Raw genomic sequence first — 24,153 nt, 5'->3', positions numbered from 1 at the left:
TGAAGGGAGGAACACACATGGGTCGCAGTTTGAAAAAAGGTCCTTTTATCGACGGTTATCTGTTGAAAAAGGTTGAGGATCTGAACGAAACCAACAAAAAGGTTGTTATTAAAACATGGTCCCGCCGTTCGACGATTTTCCCGCAATTCATCGGTCACACTTTCGCGGTTTATGATGGTCGCAAGCACGTGCCGGTTTATGTGACTGAGGACATGGTTGGACACAAGCTTGGCGAGTTCGCGCCTACGCGTACTTACAAAGGCCATGCCAGCGATGACAAAAAAACGGGCAGACGTTAAGACTTGCCCTTCATCATTTGCAATGAACGAGAGGAGGTTCTCACATGCCAGAAGCTAAAGCGCACGCTAATTTCGTACGCATCGCGCCTCGTAAAGCACAGCTCGTAGCGGACTTGATTCGCGGCAAGCAAGTGGGCGAAGCGATCGCGATTCTGCGTCACACGCCAAAAGCTGCTTCCCCGATTATCGAGAAGCTGCTGAACTCTGCGATTGCCAATGCCGAGCATAACTATCAGTTGGACGTCAACAAGCTGGTCGTTACTCAGGTGTTTGCTAACCAGGGGCCAACTATGAAACGTTTCCGCCCTCGCGCGATGGGTCGCGCAAGCCGGATTAACAAAAGAACCAGCCACATCACCTTGGTGGTATCTGAAAAATAAGGAGGGATAACGTGTGGGTCAAAAGGTAAATCCAGTCGGCCTTCGTGTCGGGATTATCCGTGATTGGGAATCCAAATGGTACGCTGGCAAAGACTTCGGCGATCTTCTTCTGGAAGACGTGAAAATCCGTGAATACCTGAAGAACAAGCTGAAAGATGCAGCTGTTTCCCATATTGAAATCGAGCGTGCCGCTAACCGCGTAAACGTAACGATTCAAACTGCTAAACCAGGCATGGTTATCGGCAAAGGCGGTTCCGAAGTGGAAAACCTTCGTACGGAACTGGGCAAAATCACTAAAGGCAAAAAGGTTCACATCAATATCTCTGAAATCAAACAAGCCGATCTGGACGCTATCTTGGTAGCAGAAAGCATCGCACAACAATTGGAGCGTCGTGTATCGTTCCGTCGCGCACTGAAACAAGCCATTCAACGTTCTATGCGCGCTGGCGCCAAAGGGATTAAAACCGCTGTTAGCGGACGTCTTGGCGGTGCGGAAATCGCACGTTCAGAAGGTTATAGCGAAGGAACGGTTCCGCTTCATACATTGCGTGCCGACATCGACTATGGCACTGCTGAGGCTCATACAACTTACGGCCGTATCGGCGTAAAAGTATGGATCTACCGTGGCGAAGTCCTTCCGACGAAGAAGAAAGCTCCCCAGGAAGGAGGCAACTAATCATGTTGGTACCAAAACGTGTAAAACACCGCAAACAACAACGCGGTAACATGAAAGGTCGCGCGAAAGGCGGCACTACTGTTGCTTTCGGCGAATACGGTCTTCAAGCTCTTGAACCGTCTTGGATTACGAACCGTCAAATCGAAGCGGCTCGTATCGCGATGACTCGTTACATCAAACGGGGCGGTAAAGTTTGGATCAAAATTTTCCCTGACAAACCAATCACTCAAAAGCCTCTTGAAGTGCGGATGGGTAGCGGTAAAGGTAACGTTGAAAAATGGGTTGCCGTTGTTAAGCCGGGCAAAATCATGTTCGAGCTGGCTGGCGTACCTGAAGAAGTAGCGCGCGAAGCCATGCGTCTTGCGGCTCACAAACTGCCTGTCAAGACAAAGTTCGTGAAACGCGAAGAAGTGGGTGGTGAAGCAAATGAAGGCTAGTGAATTTCGCAACCTAACCTCTGCTGAGATTGAACAACAAGTTGCTGGTTTTAAAGAAGAGCTGTTCAACCTTCGTTTCCAATTGGCTACTGGCCAACTGGACAACCCGACTCGGATTCGTGACGTGCGTAAGGAAATAGCTCGTGCTAAAACCGTTTTGCGTGAAAGAGAACTCGGTATCGGCAGCTAATCGGTATCCTTGCATAAAGTACGATCACGGATGAAGGAAGGAGGAAGAACATGAGCGAACGCAATGCCCGCAAAGTTCAAATCGGCAAAGTCGTAAGCGACAAAATGGATAAAACAATCGTGGTGGCTGTAGAAACTTACAAAAAACACGATTTGTACCATAAACGCATTAAGTACACTAAAAAGTACAAAGCGCATGATGAAAACAACCAAGCCAAAATCGGCGACACCGTAAAAATCATGGAGACTCGTCCACTATCCAAAGACAAGCGCTTCAGACTGGTTGAAGTCGTAGAAGTTGCTGTTGTTCTCTAATGAGCGTATGAGTGAGCGAAGCATTTTTTTGCTGAAAGGAGGACGCTAAAATGATCCAACCATTTACACGTTTGAAAGTTGCCGACAACTCCGGCGCTAGGGAATTGATGTGTATCCGCGTATTGGGCGGTACTGGCCGTCGCGTTGGTCACATCGGCGATCTGATCGTTTGTTCCGTCAAACAAGCAACACCAGGCGGCGTTGTCAAAAAGGGTGATGTTGTTAAGGCCGTTATCGTTCGTACAAAACGTTCGGTTCGTCGTAAAGACGGTTCTTACATCGCATTTGACGAAAATGCAGCGGTAATCGTGAAGGAAGACAAGAGCCCGCGCGGCACTCGTATCTTTGGACCAGTTGCTCGCGAACTTCGCGACAAGGACTTCATGAAAATCGTATCGCTTGCACCTGAAGTAATCTAATTGATGCAGGACAGATAAATGCCTTAAAGCTTAGCGAGCAGGAGGTGTAACAAATGCCAAGGCTTAAAAAAGTATTGGAATCCCATAATAACAAACTGCATGTGAAGAAGGATGACAATGTCATCGTCATCACAGGTAAAGATAAAGGTAAAAAAGGCCGTGTCATCGCAGCTTATCCGCGCGAAAACCGCGTTCTTGTAGAAGGCGTTAATATGGTGAAGAAGCATAGCCGTCCTTCCCAAGCCAATCCGCAAGGCGGTATCATCGAGCAAGAAGCTCCGATCCATGTGTCCAACGTCATGCATATTGATCCAAAAAGCGGTAAAGTAACACGTATTGGATACAAAGTGCTGGACAACGGCAAAAAAGTCCGGATTGCTAAGCGCTCCGGAGTAGAGATTGACTAATCGTTTAGGTAAGAAAGGAGGTCCATGATCAATGACAGCAAGAATGAAAGGTCGTTTTCTTAACGAAATCACTCCTGCGTTGATGCAGAAGTTCAACTATACTTCGGTTATGCAAGTACCGAAAATTGAGAAAGTCGTAATCAACATGGGTGTTGGCGAAGCAGTTTCCAACTCCAAAATTTTGGATGTTGCTGTTGAGGAGCTTCGTATCATCTCCGGTCAAAAACCGGTTGTCACTCGTGCTAAGAAATCCATCGCCGGCTTCAAGCTTCGCGAGAATATGCCGATTGGGGTTAAAGTGACACTGCGCGGCGAGCGTATGTATCACTTCCTTGACAAATTGTTCAATATCTCGTTGCCACGCGTTCGTGACTTCCGCGGTGTATCGACCAAAGCATTTGATGGACGTGGAAACTACACGCTTGGTCTTAAAGAACAGCTGATTTTCCCGGAAATCGAATACGATAAAGTTGATAAAGTGCGCGGTATGGACATCGTCATCGTCACGACGGCAAAAACGGACGAAGAATCTCGTGAACTGCTGACCCAATTGGGCATGCCGTTTGCGAAGTAATCCACTTTTAGGAGGTGTAATACCCAGTGGCAAAAACTTCGATGAAAGTGAAGCAACAACGCACACCGAAATTCAAAGTGCGCGCATATACGCGCTGTGAGCGTTGCGGCCGTCCGCACTCTGTTCTGCAAAAGTTTAAAATTTGCCGGATTTGTTTCCGCGAATTAGCATACAAGGGCCAGATTCCTGGCGTTAAAAAAGCAAGCTGGTAATCAGCTTAAGTTCGGGAAGGAGGTTCACATAAATGGTTATGTCTGATCCGATTGCAGATATGCTGACACGTATTCGCAACGCGAATGTCGTTCGTCACGAAACAGTGGAATTGCCAGCTTCGAAAGTGAAGAAGCAAATTGCTGAAATCCTGAAGCGCGAGGGCTTTATCCGCGACGCTGAATATATCGAGGACAACAAACAAGGGATTATCCGTATTTTCTTGAAATACGGCCCTAACCAAGAGCGCGTTATCACTGGTCTGAAACGTATCTCGAAGCCAGGCCTGCGCGTTTACACGCAAGCAACTGAAATTCCGCGCGTTTTGGGCGGACTGGGAATCGCGATTATTTCCACGTCCAAAGGCGTTATGACAGACAAAGAAGCTCGTCAAGTTAAATCCGGCGGCGAAGTTGTCTGCTACGTTTGGTAATTAATAAGTCAGAAAGACAGGAGGTGTAACAATGTCCCGTATTGGTCGTAAACCAATCGTTGTCCCTGCTGGCGTTAACGTTAGCCTGGATGACTCCGTTATTACTGTTAAAGGACCAAAAGGCACGCTTTCCCGCGAGCTTCATAAAGACATGAAGATCAACATAAGCGAAGCCGAGATTCTGATCGAGCGTCCTTCCGACAATAAATTGCACCGCTCTTTGCATGGTACTACGCGCAGCCTCGTTGCGAACATGGTGACAGGTGTTACCGAAGGATTTACTAGAAACCTGGAATTGGTTGGCGTTGGTTACCGTGCTAGCAAATCCGGTGATAAAGTAGTTCTGAACGTTGGTTACTCTCACCCGGTTGAGATTGCTCCAGAAGCTAACATGGAATTCGATGTGCCAGTAAACACTAAAATTACTGTTCGCGGCATTGACAAAGAACGTGTTGGCGCTGTTGCTGCTCAAATCCGCGCTGTTCGCGAGCCAGAGCCTTATAAAGGCAAAGGCATCAAGTACGAAGGCGAGCGTATCATCCGCAAGGAAGGTAAAGCCGGTAAGAAGAAATAAGCTAAACATCAATGAAGCCGCTCGGAGAAATCCGGCCGCGTTTCGTGCAATAGCTTCCTAAGGTTTAAAGAAAGGAGTGAATCGGCATGATTACAAAAGGCGACAAAAACAAGGCCCGTCTGAAAAGACACCTTCGTGTTCGTAAAAAAATTAACGGTTCGGCAGCACGTCCACGTCTGTCTGTATTCCGTTCCTCCAAGCATATCTATGCTCAGCTGATTGACGATGTGGCAGGCGTAACGCTGGCTTCCGCGTCCACTAAGGACAAAGAACTGGCTGCTTCCATCGGAAACGGCGGCAACATTGAGGCTGCAAGCAAAGTTGGCGAGCTGATCGCTAATCGCGCTAAAGCTAAAGGAGTAACTGACGTCGTGTTTGACCGCGGCGGATATTTGTACCATGGCAGAATTCAGGCGCTGGCAACAGCAGCTCGCGAAGCAGGCCTGAACTTCTAATCACTCAATAAGGAGGTAAAATCACTTGCGTGTAGATCCTAATACGTTAGAACTAACTGAAAAAGTTGTTCATATCAATCGTGTTGCTAAAGTTGTTAAAGGCGGACGCCGCTTCAGCTTCAGCGCACTTGTGGTCGTCGGCGACGGCAAAGGATACGTTGGCGCAGGCATTGGTAAAGCAGGCGAAGTGCCGGACGCGATTCGCAAAGGCATTGAAGATGCTAAGAAAAACCTGATCCACGTGCCGCTTGTAGGAACAACGATTCCTCACCTTGTTTTGGGTCACTTCGGCGCTGGCGAAGTTCTTCTGAAGCCTGCTTCAGAGGGTACTGGCGTTATCGCTGGTGGTCCTGTTCGCGCGGTTCTTGAACTGGCGGGCGTAGGCGACATTTTAACGAAATCTCTTGGTTCTTCGAATTCACTGAATATGGTGAATGCAACGCTGGAAGGTCTTTCCCGTTTGAAACGTGCGGAAGACGTAGCCAAGCTGCGCGGCAAAACCGTCGAAGAGCTCTTGGGCTAAGGAGGGACAAAAGATGGCAAAATTGCAAATCACCCTCGTTCGCAGTTTGATTGGCCGCAACGAGAAACAACGCGCAACAGTTGAAGCGCTTGGTCTCCGCAAAATTCGTCAATCGGTCGTTCAAAACGACAGCCCTGCGATTCGCGGCATGGTTAATGCCGTTAATCATTTGGTTAAAGTCGAGGAAGTTTAAATAAAACGCTAGCAGCGTTGTTTTTTATGAAATAAACAAGGAGGTGCACACATGAAATTGCACGAGTTAGCACCAGCACCGGGCTCTACTGAAGCGCCTAAGCGTAAAGGTCGCGGTATTGGTTCCGGTAACGGCAAAACGGCTGGCAAAGGTCACAAAGGTCAAAACGCACGCTCCGGCGGCGGTGTTCGCCCAGGCTTTGAGGGTGGACAAAACCCGTTGTACCGTCGTGTTCCGAAACGCGGCTTTAACAACCCTTTCCGTACCGAATATGCGATCGTCAACATTGAGACACTGAACAGCTTTGAAGCAGGTACTGAAGTTACTCCAGCTCTTCTGCTCGAGCAAGGGATCATCAAAAATCCTTTGGCCGGCATTAAAGTGTTGGGTAACGGCGAACTAAAAGTAGGACTCACTGTCAAAGCGAATAAGTTCTCTCAATCTGCGGTAGAGAAAATCCAGGCTGCCGGCGGTAAAACCGAGGTGATCTAATTGTTCAAAACCTTGTCCAACATTTGGAAAGTGGCGGATCTGAGAACAAGGATCTTGTTTACCCTTTTCATTCTATTCATTTATCGTATCGGATCATTTATTCCGGTACCGGGCGTTGACAAAGAAATTCTCAAGAACAATAATGCTTTGGGTGCGGATTTGTTTGGTTTGTTGAACACCTTCTCCGGCGGCGCTTTGTTCCAGTTCTCCATCTTTGCAATCGGGATTACTCCTTACATCACAGCTTCCATTATCGTGCAGCTGTTGTCTATGGACGTTATTCCTAAGTTTGCGGAGTGGGCGAAGGAAGGCGAAAACGGCAAGCGTAAGCTGGCTCAAATTACCCGCTATGGTACGGTTATTCTTGGTCTGGTGCAAGGTTTTGCAACAGCCATCGGCTTTAACCGTTTGTACTCGCTGGAAATGATTCCAAACGCAACATTTGCTGATTATGTCGTGATTGCCATTATTTTGACCGCCGGTACATCATTCCTGATGTGGCTTGGCGAGCAAATTACGGAACGCGGCATCGGCAACGGCATCTCAATTCTGATCTTTGCTGCGATTGTGGCTGGTATTCCTGGCCATATCATGACGATTTACGAGCAAGAGTTCGTAGATGCAGCTGATCAATTGTTCCTGAATCTTGCCAAGGTGCTGCTGATTTTGATTGCAATTATTGCAATTATCGTTGGCGTCATCTTCATCCAGCAAGGTATTCGCAAAATTCCGGTTCAATACGCTAAACGCGTGGTTGGACGGAAAATGTACGGCGGACAATCGACGCATATTCCAATGAAGGTTAACGGCGCAGGCGTTATTCCCGTAATCTTCGCGGTATCCCTGATCATGTTCCCGGTCACCATTGCGAACTTCTGGCAAGGGCAAACTTGGGCGAATTGGATTATCAATAACATGAACTACACACAGCCGCTTGGCATGGTGCTGTATGTTATTCTGATTATCTTCTTCACCTTCTTCTACACATTTGTACAGATTAATCCGGTACAAATGGCGGATCAGATGAAGAAAAATGGCGGGTACATTCCCGGCATTCGTCCAGGCAAGCCAACATCCGCTTACTTGACTCGCGTTATGACGCGTATCACGCTGACGGGTGCGATCTTCCTGGCGGCAATCTCCATCCTTCCGGTATTCTTCGGTGCTTTGGCCGGTCTGCCGCAATCTGTACAGCTTGGCGGAACTTCGCTCTTGATCGTTGTCGGCGTTGCGCTTGACACGATGAAGCAAATCGAAAGCCAGTTGATCAAACGCCATTACAAAGGGTTTATCAATAAATAACAATGGGTTCGAAAGCGGGCTGCCGCACCCAAGACAGCTTGATGTCGCGGTGCCCGAACGGACCTATTGTGTTTAAAGCGAGGAACAGGGTAATGAACATTTTATTCATGGGCCCTCCGGGAGCCGGCAAGGGTACACAAGCTGAACGGATCGTGGAACAATTCGGCATTCCCCATATCTCTACCGGCGATGCATTTCGTCTTGCTATGAAGGAAGGCACACCGCTTGGCGTAAAAGCCAAGGAATATGTGGATCAAGGCCTGCTTGTTCCGGATGAAATTACAAACGGCATCGTCAAAGAACGTCTGGCGCTGGATGACTGCAAGAAGGGTTTTCTTCTGGACGGTTTTCCCCGTACATTGCAGCAAGCCGAAGCGCTTGACGTAATGCTTGCGGAGCTGGGACGAGGCATTGACCATGTCGTCAATCTGAAGGTTGACCGCAGCTTGCTGCTTGCCCGTCTGACGGGCAGACGCATCTGCAAAACTTGCGGAACGACTTACCATGTTTTGTTCAACCCTCCTAAAGTCGAAGGCATCTGCGACAAGGATGGAGGAGAGCTGTACCAACGCTCTGACGATACGGAAGAGAAGGTTGGCACGCGTCTGGATGAATATTCATCGAAGACGGCTCCCCTGCTGGACTACTACAGCGGTAAAGGACTGTTGCGTGAAGTAGACGGCGAGAAGGATATTGATGTCGTTACTTCCGAAATTGCCGCCCGCTTGAAAGGTACGTTGTAATGATTATTTGCAAATCCGAATCGGAACTGCGATTAATGAGAGAAGCCGGACGTATTGTGGCAGAAACTCATCGGTTGATGGCAGATGCAGTGAAACCGGGCATTACGACCGGCGAGCTGGACGCTATTGCCGAGAAGTTTATTAGAAGCCAAGGTGCTCTTCCTTCCTTTAAAGGTTACAACGGTTTTCCATCCAGCGTATGCGCATCGGTCAATGACGAGTTGGTGCATGGTTTCCCCGGGTCGCGCAAGTTGAACGAAGGCGATATTATCAGTATTGATATCGGCGCCCAGTACGAAGGCTATCATGGCGATTCTGCCTGGACCTACGCGGTCGGGAAAGTATCGGATGAAGTGCAGCGGCTGCTGGACGTAACGGAGGAGTCGCTTTATGCGGGTCTTGCGCTTGTTAAGCCAGATATCCGGCTGTATAGTATATCGCACGCCATCCAAAAGGTAATCGAAGCAGCAGGCTTTTCAGTAGTACGGGAATACGTAGGGCACGGAATCGGCGCGGATCTTCACGAAGAGCCGCAAATACCGAACTATGGCATCCCGGACAGAGGGCCGCGGCTAAAGCCGGGTATGGTGCTTGCTATCGAGCCAATGGTTAATATCGGAGAACGGTATGTCCGGACGCTTGAGGACAATTGGACAGTCGTAACACAAGACGGCTCATGGTGCGCTCACTTCGAGCATACAGTAGCCGTAACCGAAGACGGCTTTGAAATATTGACCATTCTGCCGCAGCAAACGGAAGGCTAGAGCGATGGATGCTCGTCCCCAGATTGGTCAGTTCGTCAAAGTGCTTAGAGGCAAGGATGAAGACAGCTATGCAGTCATTATCGACATCATCGACGAACGCTTCGTCCTGATCGTGGATGGCGACAAGCGGCGTTTCGACTCGCCAAAAAGGAAAAACGTTCTTCATCTTCAGTTACAGCCTGCCATTAGTCAAGAAGTAACAAGCAGCTTGCAAGAAACGGGCAGGGTGACCAACGCCAAGTTGCGTTATGTGATTCAGAAGTTTGCGCATGCGAAAGGAGAATGACGGTTGGCTAAGGAAGACGTCATTGAGGTCGAAGGTACGGTTATTGAGCCGTTGCCAAATGCCATGTTCAAGGTGGAGCTGGAGAACGGTCATCAAATTCTCGCCCATGTCTCCGGCAAGCTCAGAATGCACTTTATTCGCATTTTGACAGGAGATAAAGTGGTTATACAGTTATCGCCTTACGATTTATCGAGAGGGCGCATCACCTATCGGAAGTAGTCCGCTAAATTAGCGGTCGGCTTTGCGAAAGATTCGGGAGGTATTCACAATGAAGGTTAGACCTTCGGTTAAGCCCATTTGCGAAAAGTGCAAGGTTATTCGTCGCAAAGGTAACGTTATGGTGATTTGTGAAAATCCGAAACACAAACAAAAACAAGGATAAAAGGAGGGACATATAGCCCATGGCACGTATAGCTGGTGTAGATATTCCGCGCGATAAGCGCGTTGAAATCGCCCTGACGTATATTTTCGGTATCGGCAAAACGACTTCTCAAAAGCTGCTGGCCGCAACAGAGGTCAACCCTGACACTCGCGTTCGCGACCTGACAGAAGATGAGCTGGCTCGTCTGCGCGAAGCCATCGACAAAACGGTTAAAGTGGAAGGCGACCTGCGTCGCGAAATTTCCCTTAACATCAAACGTCTAACTGAGATCGGCTGCTACCGTGGCTTGCGTCACCGTCGCGGACTTCCAGTTCGTGGTCAACGTACGAAAACAAACGCACGCACACGTAAAGGTCCTCGTCGGACTGTAGCAAATAAGAAGAAATAAGAAGGGAGGATAATGGACAATGGCTAAACCTAAAAAAGTCGTTCGCACGAAACGTCGCGACCGGAAAAACATTGACACTGGCGTGGCTCACATCCGTTCGACATTCAATAACACGATTGTTACAATTACGGATCCACACGGTAATGCAATCTCCTGGGCAAGCTCCGGCAACCTTGGTTTCAAGGGATCCCGTAAAAGCACACCTTTCGCAGCTCAAATGGCTGCTGAATCTGCTGCAAAAGCAGCGATGGAGCATGGCATGAGAACAGTCGAAGTTATGGTTAAAGGACCTGGCGCCGGCCGTGAAGCAGCAATTCGTTCGCTTCAGGCAGCTGGATTGGAAGTTAACCTCATTAAGGATGTAACCCCAGTTCCGCATAATGGATGCCGTCCGCCGAAGCGTCGTCGCGTATAACCCGATCTGCGGTGGTATCAAATATCTGCAACTTGTGAATAATGGTTGTGAAGGTTTGGCATACTACGAGATTTGGCATAATGTAGGTACAGGTAACGGAGCGACGTTTGAAGGAGGGTACTATTAGTGATTGAGATCGAAAAGCCGAAAATCGAAACCGTAGAGCTGAATGATGCGGGAACCTACGGACGTTTCGTAGTCGAGCCGCTGGAACGCGGATACGGCACGACGCTTGGAAATTCGCTTCGCCGGATTCTGCTGTCGTCCTTGCCCGGAGCGGCTGTAACATCGGTGCAAATCGATGGCGTGCTGCACGAGTTTTCGACGGTTCCCGGAGTGATTGAAGACGTAACGGAAATCATTCTGAACCTGAAAGGCCTGTCGTTGAAAATCCACTCCGATGAAGAAAAGGTGCTGGAAATTGATGCGGAAGGCGAAGGAAACATCACAGCGGGCGATATTCGAGCTGATAGCGATGTCGAGATTTTAAGCCCTGATCTTCACATTGCAACCTTGGCCTCCGGAGCGCGTCTTCATATGAGGATTTTTGCTAATCGCGGGCGCGGTTATGTGCAAGCGGACCGGAACAAGAGCGATGATCAACCGATTGGCGTCATCCCCGTCGATTCCATTTACACGCCCATCACTCGTGTTAATTACAGCGTAGAGAACACACGCGTCGGTCAAGTTACCAACTATGACAAGCTGACGCTTGAGGTATGGACGGATGGAAGTATTCGCCCTGAAGAGGCAGTTAGCCTCGGCGCTAAAATATTGACCGAGCACCTGGACTTGTTCGTTGGATTAACGGATGAAGCCAAAGATGCCGAAATCATGGTTGAAAAAGAAGAAGATAAAAAAGAGAAAGTTCTGGAGATGACTATCGAGGAACTGGATCTGTCTGTGCGTTCATACAACTGCTTGAAGCGTGCTGGCATCAATACCGTGCAAGAGCTGATCACGAAATCCGAAGAGGACATGATGAAGGTCCGCAACCTGGGACGCAAGTCGCTTGAGGAAGTTCAAGAGAAGCTTGAAGAGCTGGGCCTTGGCCTGCGCATGGAAGAGTAGTTAACAGCCAAGCAGACCACACAGCAAGGGAGGGGAAAACATAATGGCATATCAAAAATTGGGTCGTGACGCAAGCGCTCGTAAAGCCTTGTTCCGCGATCTCGTAACGGATCTGTTCCTGTACGAGCGTATTCAAACAACTGAGGCTAAAGCCAAAGAAGTTCGTTCGATCGCTGAGAAACTGATCACAAAAGCGAAAAAAGGTGATCTTCACGCTCGTCGTCAAGTCGCTGCATACGTGCGCCGCGAAACGGTTGACGGTGAAAAAGACGCTATCCAAAAGCTGTTCTCCGAACTGGCTACTCGTTATTCGGAGCGTGCTGGCGGTTACACGCGCATCCTTAAGCTGGGTCCACGTCGCGGTGATTCCGCGCCTATGGTTTACCTGGAACTGGTTGACCGCGGTTAATAATTGATAGAAAGGTGGACCTAAGCGGCCACCTTTTTTTACCGTATAAAACCAACCTCTATACGCGGTCGCTCATTTTCAAAAGGCCCCGATAGAGGTTTTTTTTATTAGTTGCAGGGGGAAAACATGCGAAATATTTGTGCTAAGGTCAGCTATGATGGAACCCATTTTAATGGCTTTCAGTCTCAGCCTTATGGTAGAACCGTTCAAGTTGAAATTGAGAAAGCGATTCAGCATTTAACGGGCGAATCCATTATTATAACAGCTTCCGGGCGAACAGATGCAGGGGTTCATGCCATGGGACAGGTGTTTAACTTTCATACCGATTCGTCTATTCCGACTGAACGATGGGCGATTGCGCTGAATACCAGGCTGCCCAGAGATATCGTTATTTTGGAGGTTTGGGATGTACCGGATGGCTTTCACGCCAGACGCTCCGCCAAGCGGAAAACGTACCGGTATTCCATCGATAGTGGCAAGTTTCCAGATGTCTTTCAAAGGGCTTATCGTTTCCATCATCCTACGCCGTTAAATATCGACGACATGAAAGAAGGGCTTCGTTATATTATAGGACGGCATGATTTTACGTCGTATACGTCTATCCGTTCAACCAAGCCCCATCATATACGCACGATATATGAAGCGGAGCTTGAGCAAGAGGGACAGGCCATTCATATGACGATCACAGGCAATGGCTTCTTGTATAATATGGTGCGCGTCATTATGGGGACTTTGCTGCAAATTGGAGAAGGCAAGCGGAAGCCTGAAGAGATGGGAGCTATATTAGAGGGCCGCTCAAGGGCGCTGGCTGGACCAACTGCCATGCCGCATGGACTGATGCTAGTCGAGGTTGAATACGGGGAGTATGGCGAACCTCTGCCGCCGGACTTGCCGGAGGACGAAGCTGATTGCGATGAGCAGGATGATGAATAAAAGCGCCGTTTAGAGCAAAACGGCGCTTTTTTTCTATGATATGCCACTTAATTGTTTATTCAAGAGTAATATTACCAGAGCCGGTTGCAACCTTAAGCTTGATATTTCCAGCACCAATAACGGCATCAAGGTAATCATGATCGCTGCTTTCTTTATTGTAGGTAAACCCATTCTTTTTAATTTTGGCAATACCAGAGCCTGCCTTGAATTCTACAGCAAGGGATTCAGGATTTTCATCCAGCGCAATTAAAACACGGCCGCTGGAGGCTTTAAGGGAGGTGTCATAAAACAGATTTTCGGCTTCTAGCGTAATATTGCCCGACGATGTTTTGCCGTCAACCTTTGCACGTCCGTCAATCAACCTGACATTGCCGGAGCTGCTCTCGAATGTCAAGGACTCCGCTGTATATCTTTCCACCTCAAGCTTGCCGCTGCCAAGCTTTAATTCAATGGAATCGCCGATTACATCGCCCAATTTCATGTTTCCGCTGCTCGCCTTTGCTTTAAGCTCCTTTGTACGAGAATCGTGAATGCTTACGTTACCGGACCCGCTATCCAGTTTAAGCTTGCCAAGCTCAAGATTACTTAAAGTTAGGTTGCCGCTTCCGCTGTCGATTACAAGCTGTTCGGCATGAAATTCGGCAATGTCAATGTTTCCGCTGCCGACATCAATTGTAACGTTGTCCCAGACAGTCTCCGGCAATTCAATCCGCAAGCCTTCACTCATCCAGTTTACGCCAAAAGACCAGCCTTTTTGGTCAATCTCTATGATCAGCTTGTCGCCTGAGCGAAGCATCTCAAGATTGATTTTTTTGGCAATGTTGGGGGTTGCCTTTCCTTTTAAGGTTGCAACGGCCTGAGTACTGTCGCCTTTTACTACAGTAACATTTGTGCTGCCGGAATCAATGACGATATCTTTAATGTTGTCGACCTCGCTGCTTCTTTCCAGGTTCACTTCCTCCAGAAGACGGTCCGCGATGTTATCAAGCTTCGCAAGCACATTGTCATTTCCTCTGTCCAGGTATACATATACAACTCCTGCTACTCCGATAATGACAAGCAGCAACCCGATAAACGTTTTGAATTTCATTTTTCTTCTCTCCTTAGCTACTTAACTTCCCTTACTTGCCTGGCAAGGTCGTACGGATCTTATGACCTCATTTTACCAACATAGGGGAACGGATTGAAACGGTCCCTTGACTTAACCGGATACTGGACTTAGGGCTAGGGCGATGGAGTAATAAAAATAGCATAAAAACAAAGCAGCAGGAGTAAATAAGGCCTTGCACATGGGCACAATTTATAGTAATATATAACTTGTGCTTTCTTAGTGGCTCTCCCACAGCCCCGACTAGGAATGGCCGCAACAGCAATAACAAACATGACAATTGAACCAACGTTTACGTTGTTATAAAAAGATCAATGCAAGAGATTGAAGGAGGATCATCCATGGGTAACACCTATATGGCCAAGCCAAATGAAGTTGAACGCAAATGGTTTGTCATTGATGCGGAAGGCAAAACGCTCGGACGTCTTGCAAGCGAAGCTGCAAGCCTGATCCGCGGCAAGCACAAACCGCAATTCACACCGCACATCGACACGGGCGATTTCGTTGTCGTAATCAATGCTGAGAAGATCGTTCTGACAGGCAACAAGCTTGCTGACAAGAACTACTACCGTCACTCCATGTATACAGGTGGTTTGAAGGTTACTCCGGCGCATGAAATGTTGAAAAAACACCCTGAGCGCGTAGTTGAATTCGCTGTTCACGGCATGCTGCCTAAAAACCGTCTTGGTAACAAAATGAAGCTTAAATTGAAAGTCTACGCAGGTGCGGAACATCCACATCAAGCACAAAACCCTGAAGTTTACGAGCTTCGCGGGTAATAAAGAGGAGGACACGTTTCATGGCTCAAGTGCAATACTATGGAACCGGTCGTCGTAAACACTCTGTTGCACGTGTACGTCTCGTGCCAGGTGAAGGACGAATCATTGTTAACAAACGCGATCTGAATGAATATTTCGGATTGGAAACTCTCAAGCTTATCGTTAAACAACCGCTTAACCTTACAGATACATTGTCCAAATACGATGTATTGGTAATCGCGAACGGCGGAGGCATCTCCGGTCAAGCCGGCGCTATCCGTCACGGTATTTCCCGCGCTCTGCTGAAAGCAGACCCTGAATTCCGTCCTGCCCTGAAACGCGCAGGTTTCTTGACTCGCGATCCGCGTATGAAAGAGCGTAAGAAATACGGCTTGAAAGCCGCTCGTCGCGCTCCACAGTTCTCGAAACGTTAATATTCCTTGTGTTACAAGGAAGTCTAACCCTTGGTCAGCAATGGCCAAGGGTTTTTATTATGTCCTAAACATTGTTTGGGGCATTTTTATTGAGAGTGATTCTCGACTTGTTTTCAAAATGGTGAAAAGTTTTCGTTGATCTGACGGGGTGAAGCGCGTATAATGATTAATACAGACTAATCCACTAGGAATTATAACGGAGGTTGCACACTATGAATCTTTTTGAGAAGGAAGCATTGATTGCGCAAAAAGCGGTTGAACTGGAAACAGCTTCTCCCGAAGAAATAATTGCTTTTGCGGTAGAGACATTCCCCAATATTACCTTTGCTTGCAGCTTCGGCGCGGAGGATGTTGTGCTTGTTGATATGCTGCAAAAGATCAGTCCTAAAACCGATATTTTTTATCTCGATACTGATTTCCACTTTAAAGAAACCTATGAGACGCGCGACAAGCTTGCGGAGCGTTATCCCGGCATCCCTTTTGTAGAGGTTAAGCCGGAAATTACGCCCGAGGAACAGGCAGCGCAATATGGCGAAGAGCTATGGAAAAGCGACGCTAACCAATGCTGCAACATTCGCAAGGTACAGCCATTGACTAAAATATTGTCCAAATATGAAGCCTGGATTACCGGTATTCGCCGTGATCAGGCGCCAACCCGTGCCAATTCCAAAAAAATCGAATATGACGTCAAGTTTGGTCTGGTGAAGTTTAATCCCATCGCGGGATGGAGCAACGATGATGTCTGGAACTATATTCGGGAAAATAATGTAGTCTATAATCCGCTGCATGACAACCATTATCCAAGCATAGGCTGCGAGCATTGCACCAGACAGGTTATGCCGGGCGAGGACCCAAGGGCGGGCCGTTGGTCAGGCCAAGAAAAAACGGAATGCGGATTGCACAAATAACAGGAGGCTTCTAACCATTATGAGTCAAATATTACCTCATGGCGGCACACTGGTTAACCGGATTGCCGAAGGCGCAAAGCGTGAAGAGCTGCTTAATGTAGCAAAGGGTTTACCTGCAATCGTCATTAATGCATGGACGGTTTCGGATCTTGATTTGATTGGCGTAGGTGCCTTTTCTCCGCTCACTGGTTTTCTAAACGAAGAGGACTATCATTCCGTTGTAAACAACATGAGATTGTCGAACGGGACGGTATGGAGCATTCCGATTACGCTTTCGGTTGACGCTGCAAAGGCGGCTGAGTTGAAGTCAGGCGGACGGGCGTCGCTGGTAGGCGAAGATGGAGTGACTTACGGTATTCTGGACGTACAAAGCATCTACAATGTGGATCAAAAGCACGAAGCTGTTAATGTGTTTAAAACGGACGATTTGGAGCATCCTGGCGTTAAAAAGCTGCTGGAGCGCTCCTCCACTTATGTTGGCGGGGATATTACCGTATTAAATCGTCCTCAGCCGGAGAAATTCCAGGAGTTTTATTTTGATCCGGCAGAAACGCGCCGTCTCTTTGCGGAAAAGGGCTGGAAGAGCGTAGTTGGCTTCCAGACGCGGAACCCTGTTCACCGGGCGCATGAATACATTCAAAAAACAGCCATGGAAATCGTTGATGCATTGTTCCTGAACCCGCTGGTCGGGGAAACAAAGTCCGATGATGTGCCTGCAAATGTACGGATGAAAAGCTATCTGGCGCTGCTGGAGAACTACTACCCTGCCAATCGTGTCTTTCTGGGCGTATTCCCTGCAGCGATGCGGTATGCCGGTCCGCGGGAAGCGATTTTTCATGCGCTTGTTCGTAAAAACTATGGCTGTACGCATTTTATTGTAGGACGCGATCATGCCGGCGTTGGCGATTATTACGGCACATATGAGGCACAGGATTTGCTCAAGAGCATCCCTGCTGAAGATTTGGGTATTACTCCGCTTTATTTTGAACATAGCTTTTTCTGTAAGTCCTGCGGCAATATGGCTACAACCAAAACATGCCCGCATGATAAGGAGCATCATCTGACGTTGTCCGGCACAAAAGTCCGGGCGCTGCTGCGGGACGGCATATGCCCTCCTCCGGAATTTTCGCGTCCTGAGGTTGCTAAAATTTTGATCGAAGGCATGTCGGAGCAGCCAGTCGGCTAAATATGGCTAAGTACGGCTACGGCGAAATCCTGCCAGGTACAATAAAGCGTGTTCCGCGATAAGGATTGAATAAACGAAACAAGCAGCCAACACATAATTAACCACCTCGTCCCATATAATTAGGAGAAAGTGCGGAGGGCATGTCTTCCCTTGAAAAACGCACTTTGACGGATACTCCTATTGTGGAAAACGAGGTGGTTTTTTGTTATGACAAAAAAGGCAAGGCCGGCAAAAACGGCCGGATCAAATAATAGGGGCATCGGCCCGGTTTCGGCTTCGGGTCTAACGTTTGGAAAGCTGCGAAGAGAAGCGCGTTCTCCATTAAGGCGCATCGTTGTTTGGATGACGCCAAAGGGCTGGACACGCATTATTATTGGCATGATGATTGTGTTTATTCTTGTTCTGGTGCTGAGACAGTCACAGCAGTCAGCAGGCCAGGCCTGGTCTTATTGGAGCATGCCGCTGTCGGGCATCACAATAGCGATTGATGCTGGACATGGAGGAGCTGACGGCGGGGCTGTCAGCAAATCGGGCATTATCGAAAAAGATTTGAATCTGGCGATTGCCTTGTATTTGAAGGATTATTTGCAGCAGGGCGGTGCGATGGTGGTCATGACCCGGGAGGGCGATTATGATTTGGCCTCTGGCGATGCCCATGCTTACAGCAAGAGAAAAACGGAAGACCTGAAACGCAGGGCAAATGTGATTCAAACCAGTGGCGCCTCGTTATTTGTCAGCATTCATATGAACAGCATTCCGTCCGACAAATGGTCGGGCGCTCAAACGTTTTATCATGCCTCGCGGCATCCAGGCAACCGGGAGCTCGCTGCCTTTATTCAGGAGGAGATTCGGCGCAATCTGGAAAATACGGATCGGGTAGCGGCAGTGAAAAATGATGTCTATCTGATGAAGACTGTGGATAAGATGCCGACGGCATTGGTTGAAGTCGGATTTTTGTCCAATCCGTCCGAAGCGGCGAGACTGGCGGATGCCAACTACCAGCGTAAGGTAGCGGCCTCGATTTATCAGGGAATCCTTCGTTATTTGGCTGGAGAAAAGCTGAGCGGAGGGACGGAAGAACGGCTTCAGCTGTATAATGGGGAAAGCTGACAACGTGTGCTATAATAGATGGTGAAAACGCAGTCATCCACAACATGGACGCATCGCCGTTTTTGAACAAAGGAAGCAAAAGCAGCAAAGAAAATGCAGGCTGCGTGAACAATCGCATAAAAGCTCTGGCGAGGATGGGTATTCCATCAGAGCCAGCAGCTTATGAGCTTAAATTGGAAAAGGTGGGACGCGGCAATATGTTGACACGGGAAGCGGCAGTAGAAGCCATTCAATCGGTAATGGCTGCAGGATATAGCGCGGAAGGAATCACCTTCCGCGACATTATGGTCAGGAACCGTCAAGTATCGCTGACGGTTCTTGACGCAGGCGCGGCTGCGCAGCCCGCGCTTGAGGCCGCGCTTCGCGCGGCCCTGGCGCCGCTCGGCGTCGAAACCGTGCATTGCCGGTTTCGGGACGAGGCTGCGCCAGCCGGCGGCGCAACGCAGTCGCCGCCGGCTTCCGCGGCGCAGCCCGCAGGCGCCGCAGAGACCGGCCCCGTTCAAGGCCACGGGGCCGACCTGGAGAGCCCGCTGCTGTCATCCGCCAGCGGGACAACCTTTATCGCCGTCGCCAGCGGAAAAGGCGGCGTAGGCAAGTCCACGGTGACCGTTAACCTGGCGGTCGCCCTGGCCCGCAAGGGCAAACGCGTCGGCATTATCGACGCGGATATTTATGGCTTCAGCGTGCCCGACATGATGGGCATCGAGGAAACGCCGGAAATCGTGAACGAACGAATTATCCCGATCGAGCGGTTTGGCGTTAAAGTCATATCTATGGGCTTTTTTGTCGAAGACAACAGCCCGATTGTATGGCGCGGCCCCATGTTAGGCAAAATGATCCGCAACTTCTTCCAGGAAATCGCTTGGGGCGAGCTGGACTACATGCTGCTGGACCTGCCTCCCGGAACGGGCGATGTTGCGCTGGACGTCCATCAGATCATACCGCATAGCAAAGAAATTATCGTAACGACTCCCCATGCCACGGCAGCATTTGTTGCGGCAAGAGCAGGGGCTATGGCCATCAAGACGGAGCATGAAATTCTCGGCGTCGTCGAAAACATGTCCTATTACGTCTCCAAATCAGGGGACAAGGAATATGTGTTCGGCAGAGGCGGAGGCGGCAGGCTGGCGGAAACGCTGCATTGCAATTTGCTCGCGCAAATCCCGCTGGGAGCGCCGGATAACCATATTTCCGAGCCTGATTTTTCCCCATCCGTCTACAAAGAGGATAGCGAAACCGGGCAGCTATATATGGAGCTTGCAGAAAATGTATTGCGCCGCTGCCAGGAGCCGTTAACCAAGTAAAAAGAGACAGGAATTCCGTTTTCTCGTTGTTTTTTCGTCCCATACAAAAAGAACCTTCAGATCCACTTTCAGTGATATGCCTCTCATCATGGCAGATGTAGAATTTTGTTTTTCTACGGTCTACTTGACAGGAAGCAATCCAAAAAAGTGGTTTGAAGGTTCTTTTGTGCTTAAGCCGTTTTCGCTGCTTTTAATTGATCAAGAAAAATCTGTGGATACCTGACAGCGTTTAAGCCTGCCAGGCTGAGCTCGATTGTTACGGTTATTGACCATTTTAGCTTTGTTGATCCTGGCTTTGCTGGTCGTCCTGACTTTGCTGATCATCTTGGCTTTGCTGGTCCTCACCGCCCGATTTTTGCACCTTTTCATCGGGTTTGGTTTGCAGCTCTTCCTTAACAGCGGCCTTCATCAGATCCAGCACTTCCAGGCGGAATAAAGGATTTTGCATCGATTCCTGCATCAGCGACATCACTTCTTTGCGGTATTGCGCGCTTTTGAGCACTTCCAGAATGAGCTTTTCCATTTCAGGCGTCTTCATTGTTTTGACTAATTCGGCCTGGTACTGAGGGTCCTTCATCAGCTCTTTATGAATCGTTTTGTTTTCCTTATTGACCGACTTGGCGAATTCTCCGGCAAAGCGGGTATCCGTCATCAGCTTTTTGATTACTTTATCATAATCCGGAGAGCTAATGACATCCTTGACCGCAATCCGCACTTCCTCTTGATCTGAAACCGACAACAGCTTGGAGGATTGCGCGCTATAGCCAGACATTTGCTGTGTTGATTCCTGCAGCGCCTTCTGGGCGTCCTCCGTCTTCAGGATGTCAATCACCATGGATTTCATATCCTTGTAGCTGGGTCCCTGAGCTGCCCCGGATGATTCGGAGCCGCAGCTTGTCAGAATCAACAGCAATGCCAATAGTGACGGCCATAAAGTCCATTTTTTGGTCATAATATGGCTCCCTTCCGTGTCCATGCGCTTACTTCATGTATTGGTGCGACGATCATCCTTATTATGCGCAGCGCGCAATGATTTATCAGAAGGAGGCATAGCTTTTTGCTGTGATCATGGTAAAATAAAGCCAAAACGTTCGGGGGGACATAGAAGTGACACTTCGTAAATGGTTTTTTCTATTTTGGAGCACAATGGCGGTTGGCGCTTTGGTCTGTATCGTCTGCGGCTCCATTATGCTGTTAACTGATCAGGAATTCGGTTTTCTTGGCTTTGAAGCCACCGGCTTTAATGCTTTGATGATGGGTATTTCGGGATTGATGATTGGCGCGTTTAGCCAAATGTGCTTTTTTGCTTATTTGACGCTGAACTACATTGCCCTGAGCGTATTTAGGAGGAAGTATTTGTGGAACGCCTTGCAGGGCTACACCACCTTTTTTGCCGTATTTGGCTTGGGCTATGTCCTGTATGAGGACCGGACCAACGGCTGGTTTTTTTGGGTTTTGCCGCTTCTGCTGCTGGCAGCGTCGCTGCTGTTTACCTGGTTAAAGGTCAAGCAGACAAATCAGAGCGCTTTTATCCCAACGATGTTTCTGCTGTTTGTTGTGACCTTTATTGAATCGTGGCCGGCTCTGCAAGGGGAAACCAATATACCCGCTATTGTGTTTATGATGGTTCCTTTGTTCCTCTGCAATGCCTACCAAAATATGATGATGCACCGTCTGCTCAAAAAGGAAACGGCCGATTCCGCAGCAATTCCTGCAAAATCAGCCGTTTAGTCAGTCTTTTATTATGAGGCGGATGCGGTGAGATCCCCTTGAAGAGGTTCCGGTTTGACTTGTACGGTTTTGCCGGAGGTGTCGCTTTGAGAAATAAGCTGGGATACGTTAACGAAATCGTATCCATTGCCCCTCAGCTGGTCGATAATAACGGGGAGAGCCTCATGGGTTTGCAGGACCGTATCGCTGGCATGGAGCAAAATGATATCGCCGGGATGGCTACGCGTTACAACGCGGTTAATGATTTTGTCTGTTCCGATATTCATCCAGTCCAACGAATCGGTATCCCATTGAATGACTTTATATTTCAACTCCTCCGCTATGCGCAGCACTCTTTTGTCGAAGTCGCCGTTAGGCATTCGGATGAGATTGGGCTCTTGGCCTGTAATGCCGCTTAAAATGGTATGCGCGGTAGAGATTTGCTTGCGTATTTCCTCATCCGTCATTTTTGTGTAAAAATCGTGCTTGTGGCCATGGCTTCCGATTTCGAAGCCGGCCTCCTTGATTTTATTCACAAGTTCGGGATGGGATTGACTCCATGGAGCGGAAAGAAAGAACGTCGCTTGTGTAACCTTTTTCTCCTTCAGCACTTCAAGGATAGGTTCAATACGCTTGTCTCCCCAGCTAATGTCAAAGGTCAAGGCGACAACCTTTTTATCGGTGGGCACGCTATAAATGGCAGCGGGCTGTTGCGGAGCAAACACCGTGATATTATCACGTTCGGCGTAAATGATTCCAATGGAGAAAATAAGAGCAATGGCGATAAAAAAATACTTTTTGAGCTTTTTTCCATTCAGAACATAAAACACATTCATGGGAAAGCCTCTCCTCTCTTCAAGCTCGCCTTGTACAGATGGCGGGGGCTTTTTGCAATAGTAGTACAATCTATGCTCGTACACCGGAGATATGACTCATTTCAAGCGATCGGAGGAAAGCATAAGTGCTGAAGTTTGGAAAGTTCGCCAGTCATCTCAAGGAGATGCGCGGTTATATTGGTGTTGCCTTTGTTCTCTTTTTGGCGGCAATATTTATCGGTTCAAGCAATCCGGCGTTTACGAATTTTCTGGATTCGCAGATGGAAGGGCTGAAAAATCTCGTACAAACAATAGATAGCACCGCAAACCCGGCAATTACCATGATGATTATTATTTTTTTGAATAATGCCATCAAATGTATTTTCGTCATGTACCTAGGCGTGTTTTTTGGCATCATTCCGATTGCGTTTCTGATTATTAACGGGATGCTTATCGGTTACCTGCTGGATGTGATTTCGCGAAATCCCGAAATGCCGTCCGTGCTGGAGATGGTGCTAAAAGGGCTGCTGCCTCATGGCATCATTGAAATTCCCGCTATCATTATTGCCTGCGCGTATGGGATGAAGTTTGGAAGCCTTGCCTGGAGGGGGACAGGCAGTTTTCTGTTTCAGCGGAGCAGGCTGCTGGGGATAGGGGCGGAATTTGGTTTTTTTGCGGAAAGAACGGTTGCGATGATGATCGCGCTGATCGTTTCATTGCTTATAGCCTCAATTATTGAAAGTACAGTTACGGTGTGGCTCATTTCGTTGTAATAATATTTCCAATATTTGAGCATAACAGTAAAGCGGTGACCTGACACCTTGGTGCAGGCGCTGCTTTTCACTTTTGTAGACCATGAGACTGCAGGCACGCCCAAGGGGCGTAACTTAAAACTCTCACAGGGCATTTATCACCGCTTTTTTGCTTCCTGGTGCATACCTTTTTTCCGTCTTACTTCCGGTAAGCCAGCGAAAAAGCGATTTGCCGGAAACGAAAAGTGGCAATGCCTTCTCCATGCGGAGCTTTAAGACATATCCTAGTCTTCATCTTTCAAAGGAGGCCGCTTACGTTATGCTCGGGATTTTGTTCAACGACAAGGAGTGCAAGGAGCTTGATTATGTATTGCGCAAGGAACTTGACGAGATGTTGCTCGACCTGAATGATTCAAGATTGGATGGGGACATTAAAAGCGCAATCACACGCAGGTACAAAATCGTTTTTCGGATGTATGCGCGAATTGCTTCGCCAAAGGAGCTTTCCCGTTATGCGCTAAAGGCAAAAACATATCAATAAACAGCCATCCATGAAGAAGCATTTGAACAGCCTTTGATGAAGCTTCTGAGGGTGAGAAATCGCGGCACCAGCGGGTTTTGGCCATTTCACTATGGGTGCAGCTAAAAGCCGATTTGTTGATATTGCGATGAAAAATAAAAAAAATGAAAATAGGGGTTGCATTCATCTGGACCCCTGTGTTATATTATTTAAGTCGCCGCTGAGACATGCGGTGTACACGGAACAAAACGAAACAAAAGCTTGTTCTTTGAAAACTGA

Annotated in this window: 39 protein-coding genes; 36 read left to right on the top strand and 3 right to left on the bottom strand. The window is 48.4% G+C overall.

All coding sequences use genetic code 11. The features are described from left to right. The first annotated feature begins 17 nt into the window (after window positions 1–17). From rpsS to truA, 27 genes are all read left to right on the top strand, one after another. On the top strand, window positions 18–299 hold the full coding sequence (gene rpsS, locus A7K91_RS02560; protein WP_068679361.1) for a 30S ribosomal protein S19: 282 nt from the start codon (window positions 18–20) through the stop codon (window positions 297–299). A gap of 44 nt (window positions 300–343) precedes the next feature. Then, window positions 344–679 carry a 50S ribosomal protein L22 gene (gene rplV, locus A7K91_RS02555; RefSeq protein ID WP_068679359.1) on the top strand — a complete coding sequence of 112 codons (336 nt, stop codon included), beginning with the start codon at window positions 344–346 and terminating at the stop codon, window positions 677–679. Window positions 680–692: 13 nt separating this feature from the next. Continuing rightward, window positions 693–1,355: a 30S ribosomal protein S3 gene (gene rpsC / locus A7K91_RS02550; RefSeq protein ID WP_068679357.1), complete on the top strand. Its 663-nt coding sequence runs from the start codon at window positions 693–695 to the stop codon at window positions 1,353–1,355. A gap of 2 nt (window positions 1,356–1,357) precedes the next feature. After that, window positions 1,358–1,792, top strand: a complete 435-nt coding sequence (gene rplP / locus A7K91_RS02545) for a 50S ribosomal protein L16 (protein WP_068679355.1) — start codon at window positions 1,358–1,360, stop codon at window positions 1,790–1,792. Next, a complete protein-coding gene (gene rpmC / locus A7K91_RS02540; RefSeq protein ID WP_068679353.1) occupies window positions 1,782–1,982 on the top strand; it encodes a 50S ribosomal protein L29 in 201 nt (66 codons plus the stop codon). Before rplP ends, rpmC begins: the two co-directional genes overlap by 11 nt. 50 nt (window positions 1,983–2,032) lie before the next feature. Then, complete coding sequence (gene rpsQ, locus A7K91_RS02535; protein WP_068679351.1) at window positions 2,033–2,296, top strand: 30S ribosomal protein S17; 264 nt, start codon at window positions 2,033–2,035, stop codon at window positions 2,294–2,296. A gap of 50 nt (window positions 2,297–2,346) precedes the next feature. Then, on the top strand, window positions 2,347–2,715 hold the full coding sequence (gene rplN / locus A7K91_RS02530; protein ID WP_068679349.1) for a 50S ribosomal protein L14: 369 nt from the start codon (window positions 2,347–2,349) through the stop codon (window positions 2,713–2,715). A 53-nt stretch (window positions 2,716–2,768) separates the two neighbouring features. After that, window positions 2,769–3,122 (top strand): 50S ribosomal protein L24, encoded by a 354-nt coding sequence (gene rplX / locus A7K91_RS02525; RefSeq protein ID WP_082967188.1) that lies wholly within the window; start codon window positions 2,769–2,771, stop codon window positions 3,120–3,122. A 31-nt stretch (window positions 3,123–3,153) separates the two neighbouring features. Next, window positions 3,154–3,696 (top strand): 50S ribosomal protein L5, encoded by a 543-nt coding sequence (rplE, locus tag A7K91_RS02520; protein ID WP_068679347.1) that lies wholly within the window; start codon window positions 3,154–3,156, stop codon window positions 3,694–3,696. 26 nt (window positions 3,697–3,722) lie between these two features. Continuing rightward, window positions 3,723–3,908 carry a type Z 30S ribosomal protein S14 gene (locus A7K91_RS02515; RefSeq protein WP_013312154.1) on the top strand — a complete coding sequence of 62 codons (186 nt, stop codon included), beginning with the start codon at window positions 3,723–3,725 and terminating at the stop codon, window positions 3,906–3,908. Window positions 3,909–3,940: 32 nt separating this feature from the next. Next, window positions 3,941–4,339, top strand: a complete 399-nt coding sequence (rpsH, locus tag A7K91_RS02510; RefSeq protein WP_068679345.1) for a 30S ribosomal protein S8 — start codon at window positions 3,941–3,943, stop codon at window positions 4,337–4,339. Window positions 4,340–4,370: 31 nt separating this feature from the next. Continuing rightward, complete coding sequence (rplF, locus tag A7K91_RS02505) at window positions 4,371–4,913, top strand: 50S ribosomal protein L6 (RefSeq protein ID WP_068679343.1); 543 nt, start codon at window positions 4,371–4,373, stop codon at window positions 4,911–4,913. Between the two features lie 86 nt (window positions 4,914–4,999). Further along, on the top strand, window positions 5,000–5,368 hold the full coding sequence (gene rplR / locus A7K91_RS02500; protein WP_068679341.1) for a 50S ribosomal protein L18: 369 nt from the start codon (window positions 5,000–5,002) through the stop codon (window positions 5,366–5,368). Window positions 5,369–5,393: 25 nt separating this feature from the next. Continuing rightward, window positions 5,394–5,891 (top strand): 30S ribosomal protein S5, encoded by a 498-nt coding sequence (gene rpsE, locus A7K91_RS02495; RefSeq protein WP_068679339.1) that lies wholly within the window; start codon window positions 5,394–5,396, stop codon window positions 5,889–5,891. A gap of 13 nt (window positions 5,892–5,904) precedes the next feature. Continuing rightward, complete coding sequence (gene rpmD, locus A7K91_RS02490) at window positions 5,905–6,084, top strand: 50S ribosomal protein L30 (RefSeq protein WP_068679337.1); 180 nt, start codon at window positions 5,905–5,907, stop codon at window positions 6,082–6,084. 51 nt (window positions 6,085–6,135) lie between these two features. Then, a complete protein-coding gene (gene rplO / locus A7K91_RS02485) occupies window positions 6,136–6,576 on the top strand; it encodes a 50S ribosomal protein L15 (protein WP_068679335.1) in 441 nt (146 codons plus the stop codon). Next, window positions 6,577–7,878 (top strand): preprotein translocase subunit SecY, encoded by a 1,302-nt coding sequence (secY, locus tag A7K91_RS02480; RefSeq protein ID WP_068679332.1) that lies wholly within the window; start codon window positions 6,577–6,579, stop codon window positions 7,876–7,878. It abuts the gene before it with no gap. Window positions 7,879–7,970: 92 nt separating this feature from the next. Further along, the gene (locus A7K91_RS02475) at window positions 7,971–8,621 is read left to right on the top strand and encodes an adenylate kinase (RefSeq protein ID WP_068679330.1); all 651 of its coding nucleotides are present in this window, start codon (window positions 7,971–7,973) and stop codon (window positions 8,619–8,621) included. Further along, window positions 8,621–9,385, top strand: a complete 765-nt coding sequence (gene map, locus A7K91_RS02470; protein WP_068679328.1) for a type I methionyl aminopeptidase — start codon at window positions 8,621–8,623, stop codon at window positions 9,383–9,385. Before A7K91_RS02475 ends, map begins: the two co-directional genes overlap by 1 nt. Before the next feature lie 4 nt (window positions 9,386–9,389). Then, window positions 9,390–9,671, top strand: coding sequence for a KOW domain-containing RNA-binding protein (locus A7K91_RS02465; protein ID WP_068679326.1), 282 nt, complete (start codon window positions 9,390–9,392; stop codon window positions 9,669–9,671). Window positions 9,672–9,674: 3 nt separating this feature from the next. Continuing rightward, the gene (infA, locus tag A7K91_RS02460; RefSeq protein ID WP_015847200.1) at window positions 9,675–9,890 is read left to right on the top strand and encodes a translation initiation factor IF-1; all 216 of its coding nucleotides are present in this window, start codon (window positions 9,675–9,677) and stop codon (window positions 9,888–9,890) included. A gap of 49 nt (window positions 9,891–9,939) precedes the next feature. Further along, window positions 9,940–10,053, top strand: a complete 114-nt coding sequence (gene rpmJ / locus A7K91_RS02455) for a 50S ribosomal protein L36 (RefSeq protein ID WP_003333770.1) — start codon at window positions 9,940–9,942, stop codon at window positions 10,051–10,053. A gap of 19 nt (window positions 10,054–10,072) precedes the next feature. After that, window positions 10,073–10,441 (top strand): 30S ribosomal protein S13, encoded by a 369-nt coding sequence (gene rpsM, locus A7K91_RS02450; RefSeq protein WP_068679324.1) that lies wholly within the window; start codon window positions 10,073–10,075, stop codon window positions 10,439–10,441. Between the two features lie 19 nt (window positions 10,442–10,460). Continuing rightward, complete coding sequence (gene rpsK / locus A7K91_RS02445; RefSeq protein ID WP_028609630.1) at window positions 10,461–10,856, top strand: 30S ribosomal protein S11; 396 nt, start codon at window positions 10,461–10,463, stop codon at window positions 10,854–10,856. A 126-nt stretch (window positions 10,857–10,982) separates the two neighbouring features. After that, window positions 10,983–11,927 (top strand): DNA-directed RNA polymerase subunit alpha, encoded by a 945-nt coding sequence (locus tag A7K91_RS02440; RefSeq protein ID WP_068679322.1) that lies wholly within the window; start codon window positions 10,983–10,985, stop codon window positions 11,925–11,927. A 43-nt stretch (window positions 11,928–11,970) separates the two neighbouring features. After that, window positions 11,971–12,336 (top strand): 50S ribosomal protein L17, encoded by a 366-nt coding sequence (rplQ, locus tag A7K91_RS02435; protein ID WP_068679320.1) that lies wholly within the window; start codon window positions 11,971–11,973, stop codon window positions 12,334–12,336. A gap of 126 nt (window positions 12,337–12,462) precedes the next feature. After that, complete coding sequence (gene truA, locus A7K91_RS02430; RefSeq protein WP_082967187.1) at window positions 12,463–13,269, top strand: tRNA pseudouridine(38-40) synthase TruA; 807 nt, start codon at window positions 12,463–12,465, stop codon at window positions 13,267–13,269. Window positions 13,270–13,324: 55 nt separating this feature from the next. Here truA and A7K91_RS02425 read toward each other — a convergent pair whose 3' ends face one another. Continuing rightward, entirely contained in the window at window positions 13,325–14,359 is a 1,035-nt protein-coding gene (locus A7K91_RS02425; protein WP_068679318.1) for a DUF4097 family beta strand repeat-containing protein, read from the bottom strand. A gap of 359 nt (window positions 14,360–14,718) precedes the next feature. On the opposite strand from A7K91_RS02425, the gene rplM reads away from it, so the two are divergent. The 6 genes from rplM to A7K91_RS02395 all read left to right on the top strand — a co-directional run bounded on the left by rplM (window position 14,719) and on the right by A7K91_RS02395 (window position 20,077). Further along, window positions 14,719–15,156, top strand: coding sequence for a 50S ribosomal protein L13 (gene rplM, locus A7K91_RS02420; protein WP_068679316.1), 438 nt, complete (start codon window positions 14,719–14,721; stop codon window positions 15,154–15,156). A gap of 20 nt (window positions 15,157–15,176) precedes the next feature. Next, the gene (gene rpsI / locus A7K91_RS02415; protein WP_068679314.1) at window positions 15,177–15,569 is read left to right on the top strand and encodes a 30S ribosomal protein S9; all 393 of its coding nucleotides are present in this window, start codon (window positions 15,177–15,179) and stop codon (window positions 15,567–15,569) included. 212 nt (window positions 15,570–15,781) lie between these two features. Beyond that, window positions 15,782–16,477, top strand: a complete 696-nt coding sequence (locus A7K91_RS02410; protein ID WP_068679312.1) for a phosphoadenylyl-sulfate reductase — start codon at window positions 15,782–15,784, stop codon at window positions 16,475–16,477. 19 nt (window positions 16,478–16,496) lie between these two features. Then, on the top strand, window positions 16,497–17,663 hold the full coding sequence (gene sat / locus A7K91_RS02405) for a sulfate adenylyltransferase (protein WP_068679310.1): 1,167 nt from the start codon (window positions 16,497–16,499) through the stop codon (window positions 17,661–17,663). A 207-nt stretch (window positions 17,664–17,870) separates the two neighbouring features. Further along, window positions 17,871–18,773: an N-acetylmuramoyl-L-alanine amidase CwlD gene (gene cwlD / locus A7K91_RS02400; RefSeq protein WP_082967186.1), complete on the top strand. Its 903-nt coding sequence runs from the start codon at window positions 17,871–17,873 to the stop codon at window positions 18,771–18,773. A 197-nt stretch (window positions 18,774–18,970) separates the two neighbouring features. Beyond that, complete coding sequence (locus tag A7K91_RS02395; protein ID WP_068679469.1) at window positions 18,971–20,077, top strand: Mrp/NBP35 family ATP-binding protein; 1,107 nt, start codon at window positions 18,971–18,973, stop codon at window positions 20,075–20,077. A 274-nt stretch (window positions 20,078–20,351) separates the two neighbouring features. On the opposite strand, the gene gerD is transcribed toward A7K91_RS02395, so the two are convergent. After that, window positions 20,352–21,029, bottom strand: coding sequence for a spore germination lipoprotein GerD (gene gerD / locus A7K91_RS02390; RefSeq protein WP_068679305.1), 678 nt, complete (start codon window positions 21,027–21,029; stop codon window positions 20,352–20,354). A gap of 155 nt (window positions 21,030–21,184) precedes the next feature. Between gerD and A7K91_RS02385 the strand changes: the two genes are divergently transcribed. Beyond that, complete coding sequence (locus A7K91_RS02385) at window positions 21,185–21,808, top strand: KinB-signaling pathway activation protein (RefSeq protein WP_068679303.1); 624 nt, start codon at window positions 21,185–21,187, stop codon at window positions 21,806–21,808. Window positions 21,809–21,819: 11 nt separating this feature from the next. Here the strand turns inward: A7K91_RS02385 and pdaB are convergent, their stop codons facing one another. Next, a complete protein-coding gene (pdaB, locus tag A7K91_RS02380; protein ID WP_068679301.1) occupies window positions 21,820–22,623 on the bottom strand; it encodes a polysaccharide deacetylase family sporulation protein PdaB in 804 nt (267 codons plus the stop codon). Window positions 22,624–22,748: 125 nt separating this feature from the next. Here pdaB and A7K91_RS02375 point away from each other — a divergent pair, with 125 nt between their 5' ends. Together A7K91_RS02375 and A7K91_RS02370 are read left to right on the top strand one after the other, a co-directional pair. Further along, window positions 22,749–23,375: a stage II sporulation protein M gene (locus A7K91_RS02375; RefSeq protein WP_245697180.1), complete on the top strand. Its 627-nt coding sequence runs from the start codon at window positions 22,749–22,751 to the stop codon at window positions 23,373–23,375. 298 nt (window positions 23,376–23,673) lie between these two features. Continuing rightward, entirely contained in the window at window positions 23,674–23,895 is a 222-nt protein-coding gene (locus tag A7K91_RS02370; RefSeq protein WP_068679298.1) for a hypothetical protein, read from the top strand. The last annotated feature ends 258 nt before the right edge of the window (window positions 23,896–24,153 follow it).

It is taken from the genome of Paenibacillus oryzae, assembly GCF_001675045.1.
Classification (GTDB): Bacteria; Bacillota; Bacilli; order Paenibacillales; family Paenibacillaceae; genus Pristimantibacillus; species Pristimantibacillus oryzae.
This window is presented reverse-complemented; position numbering and strand designations above follow the sequence as displayed.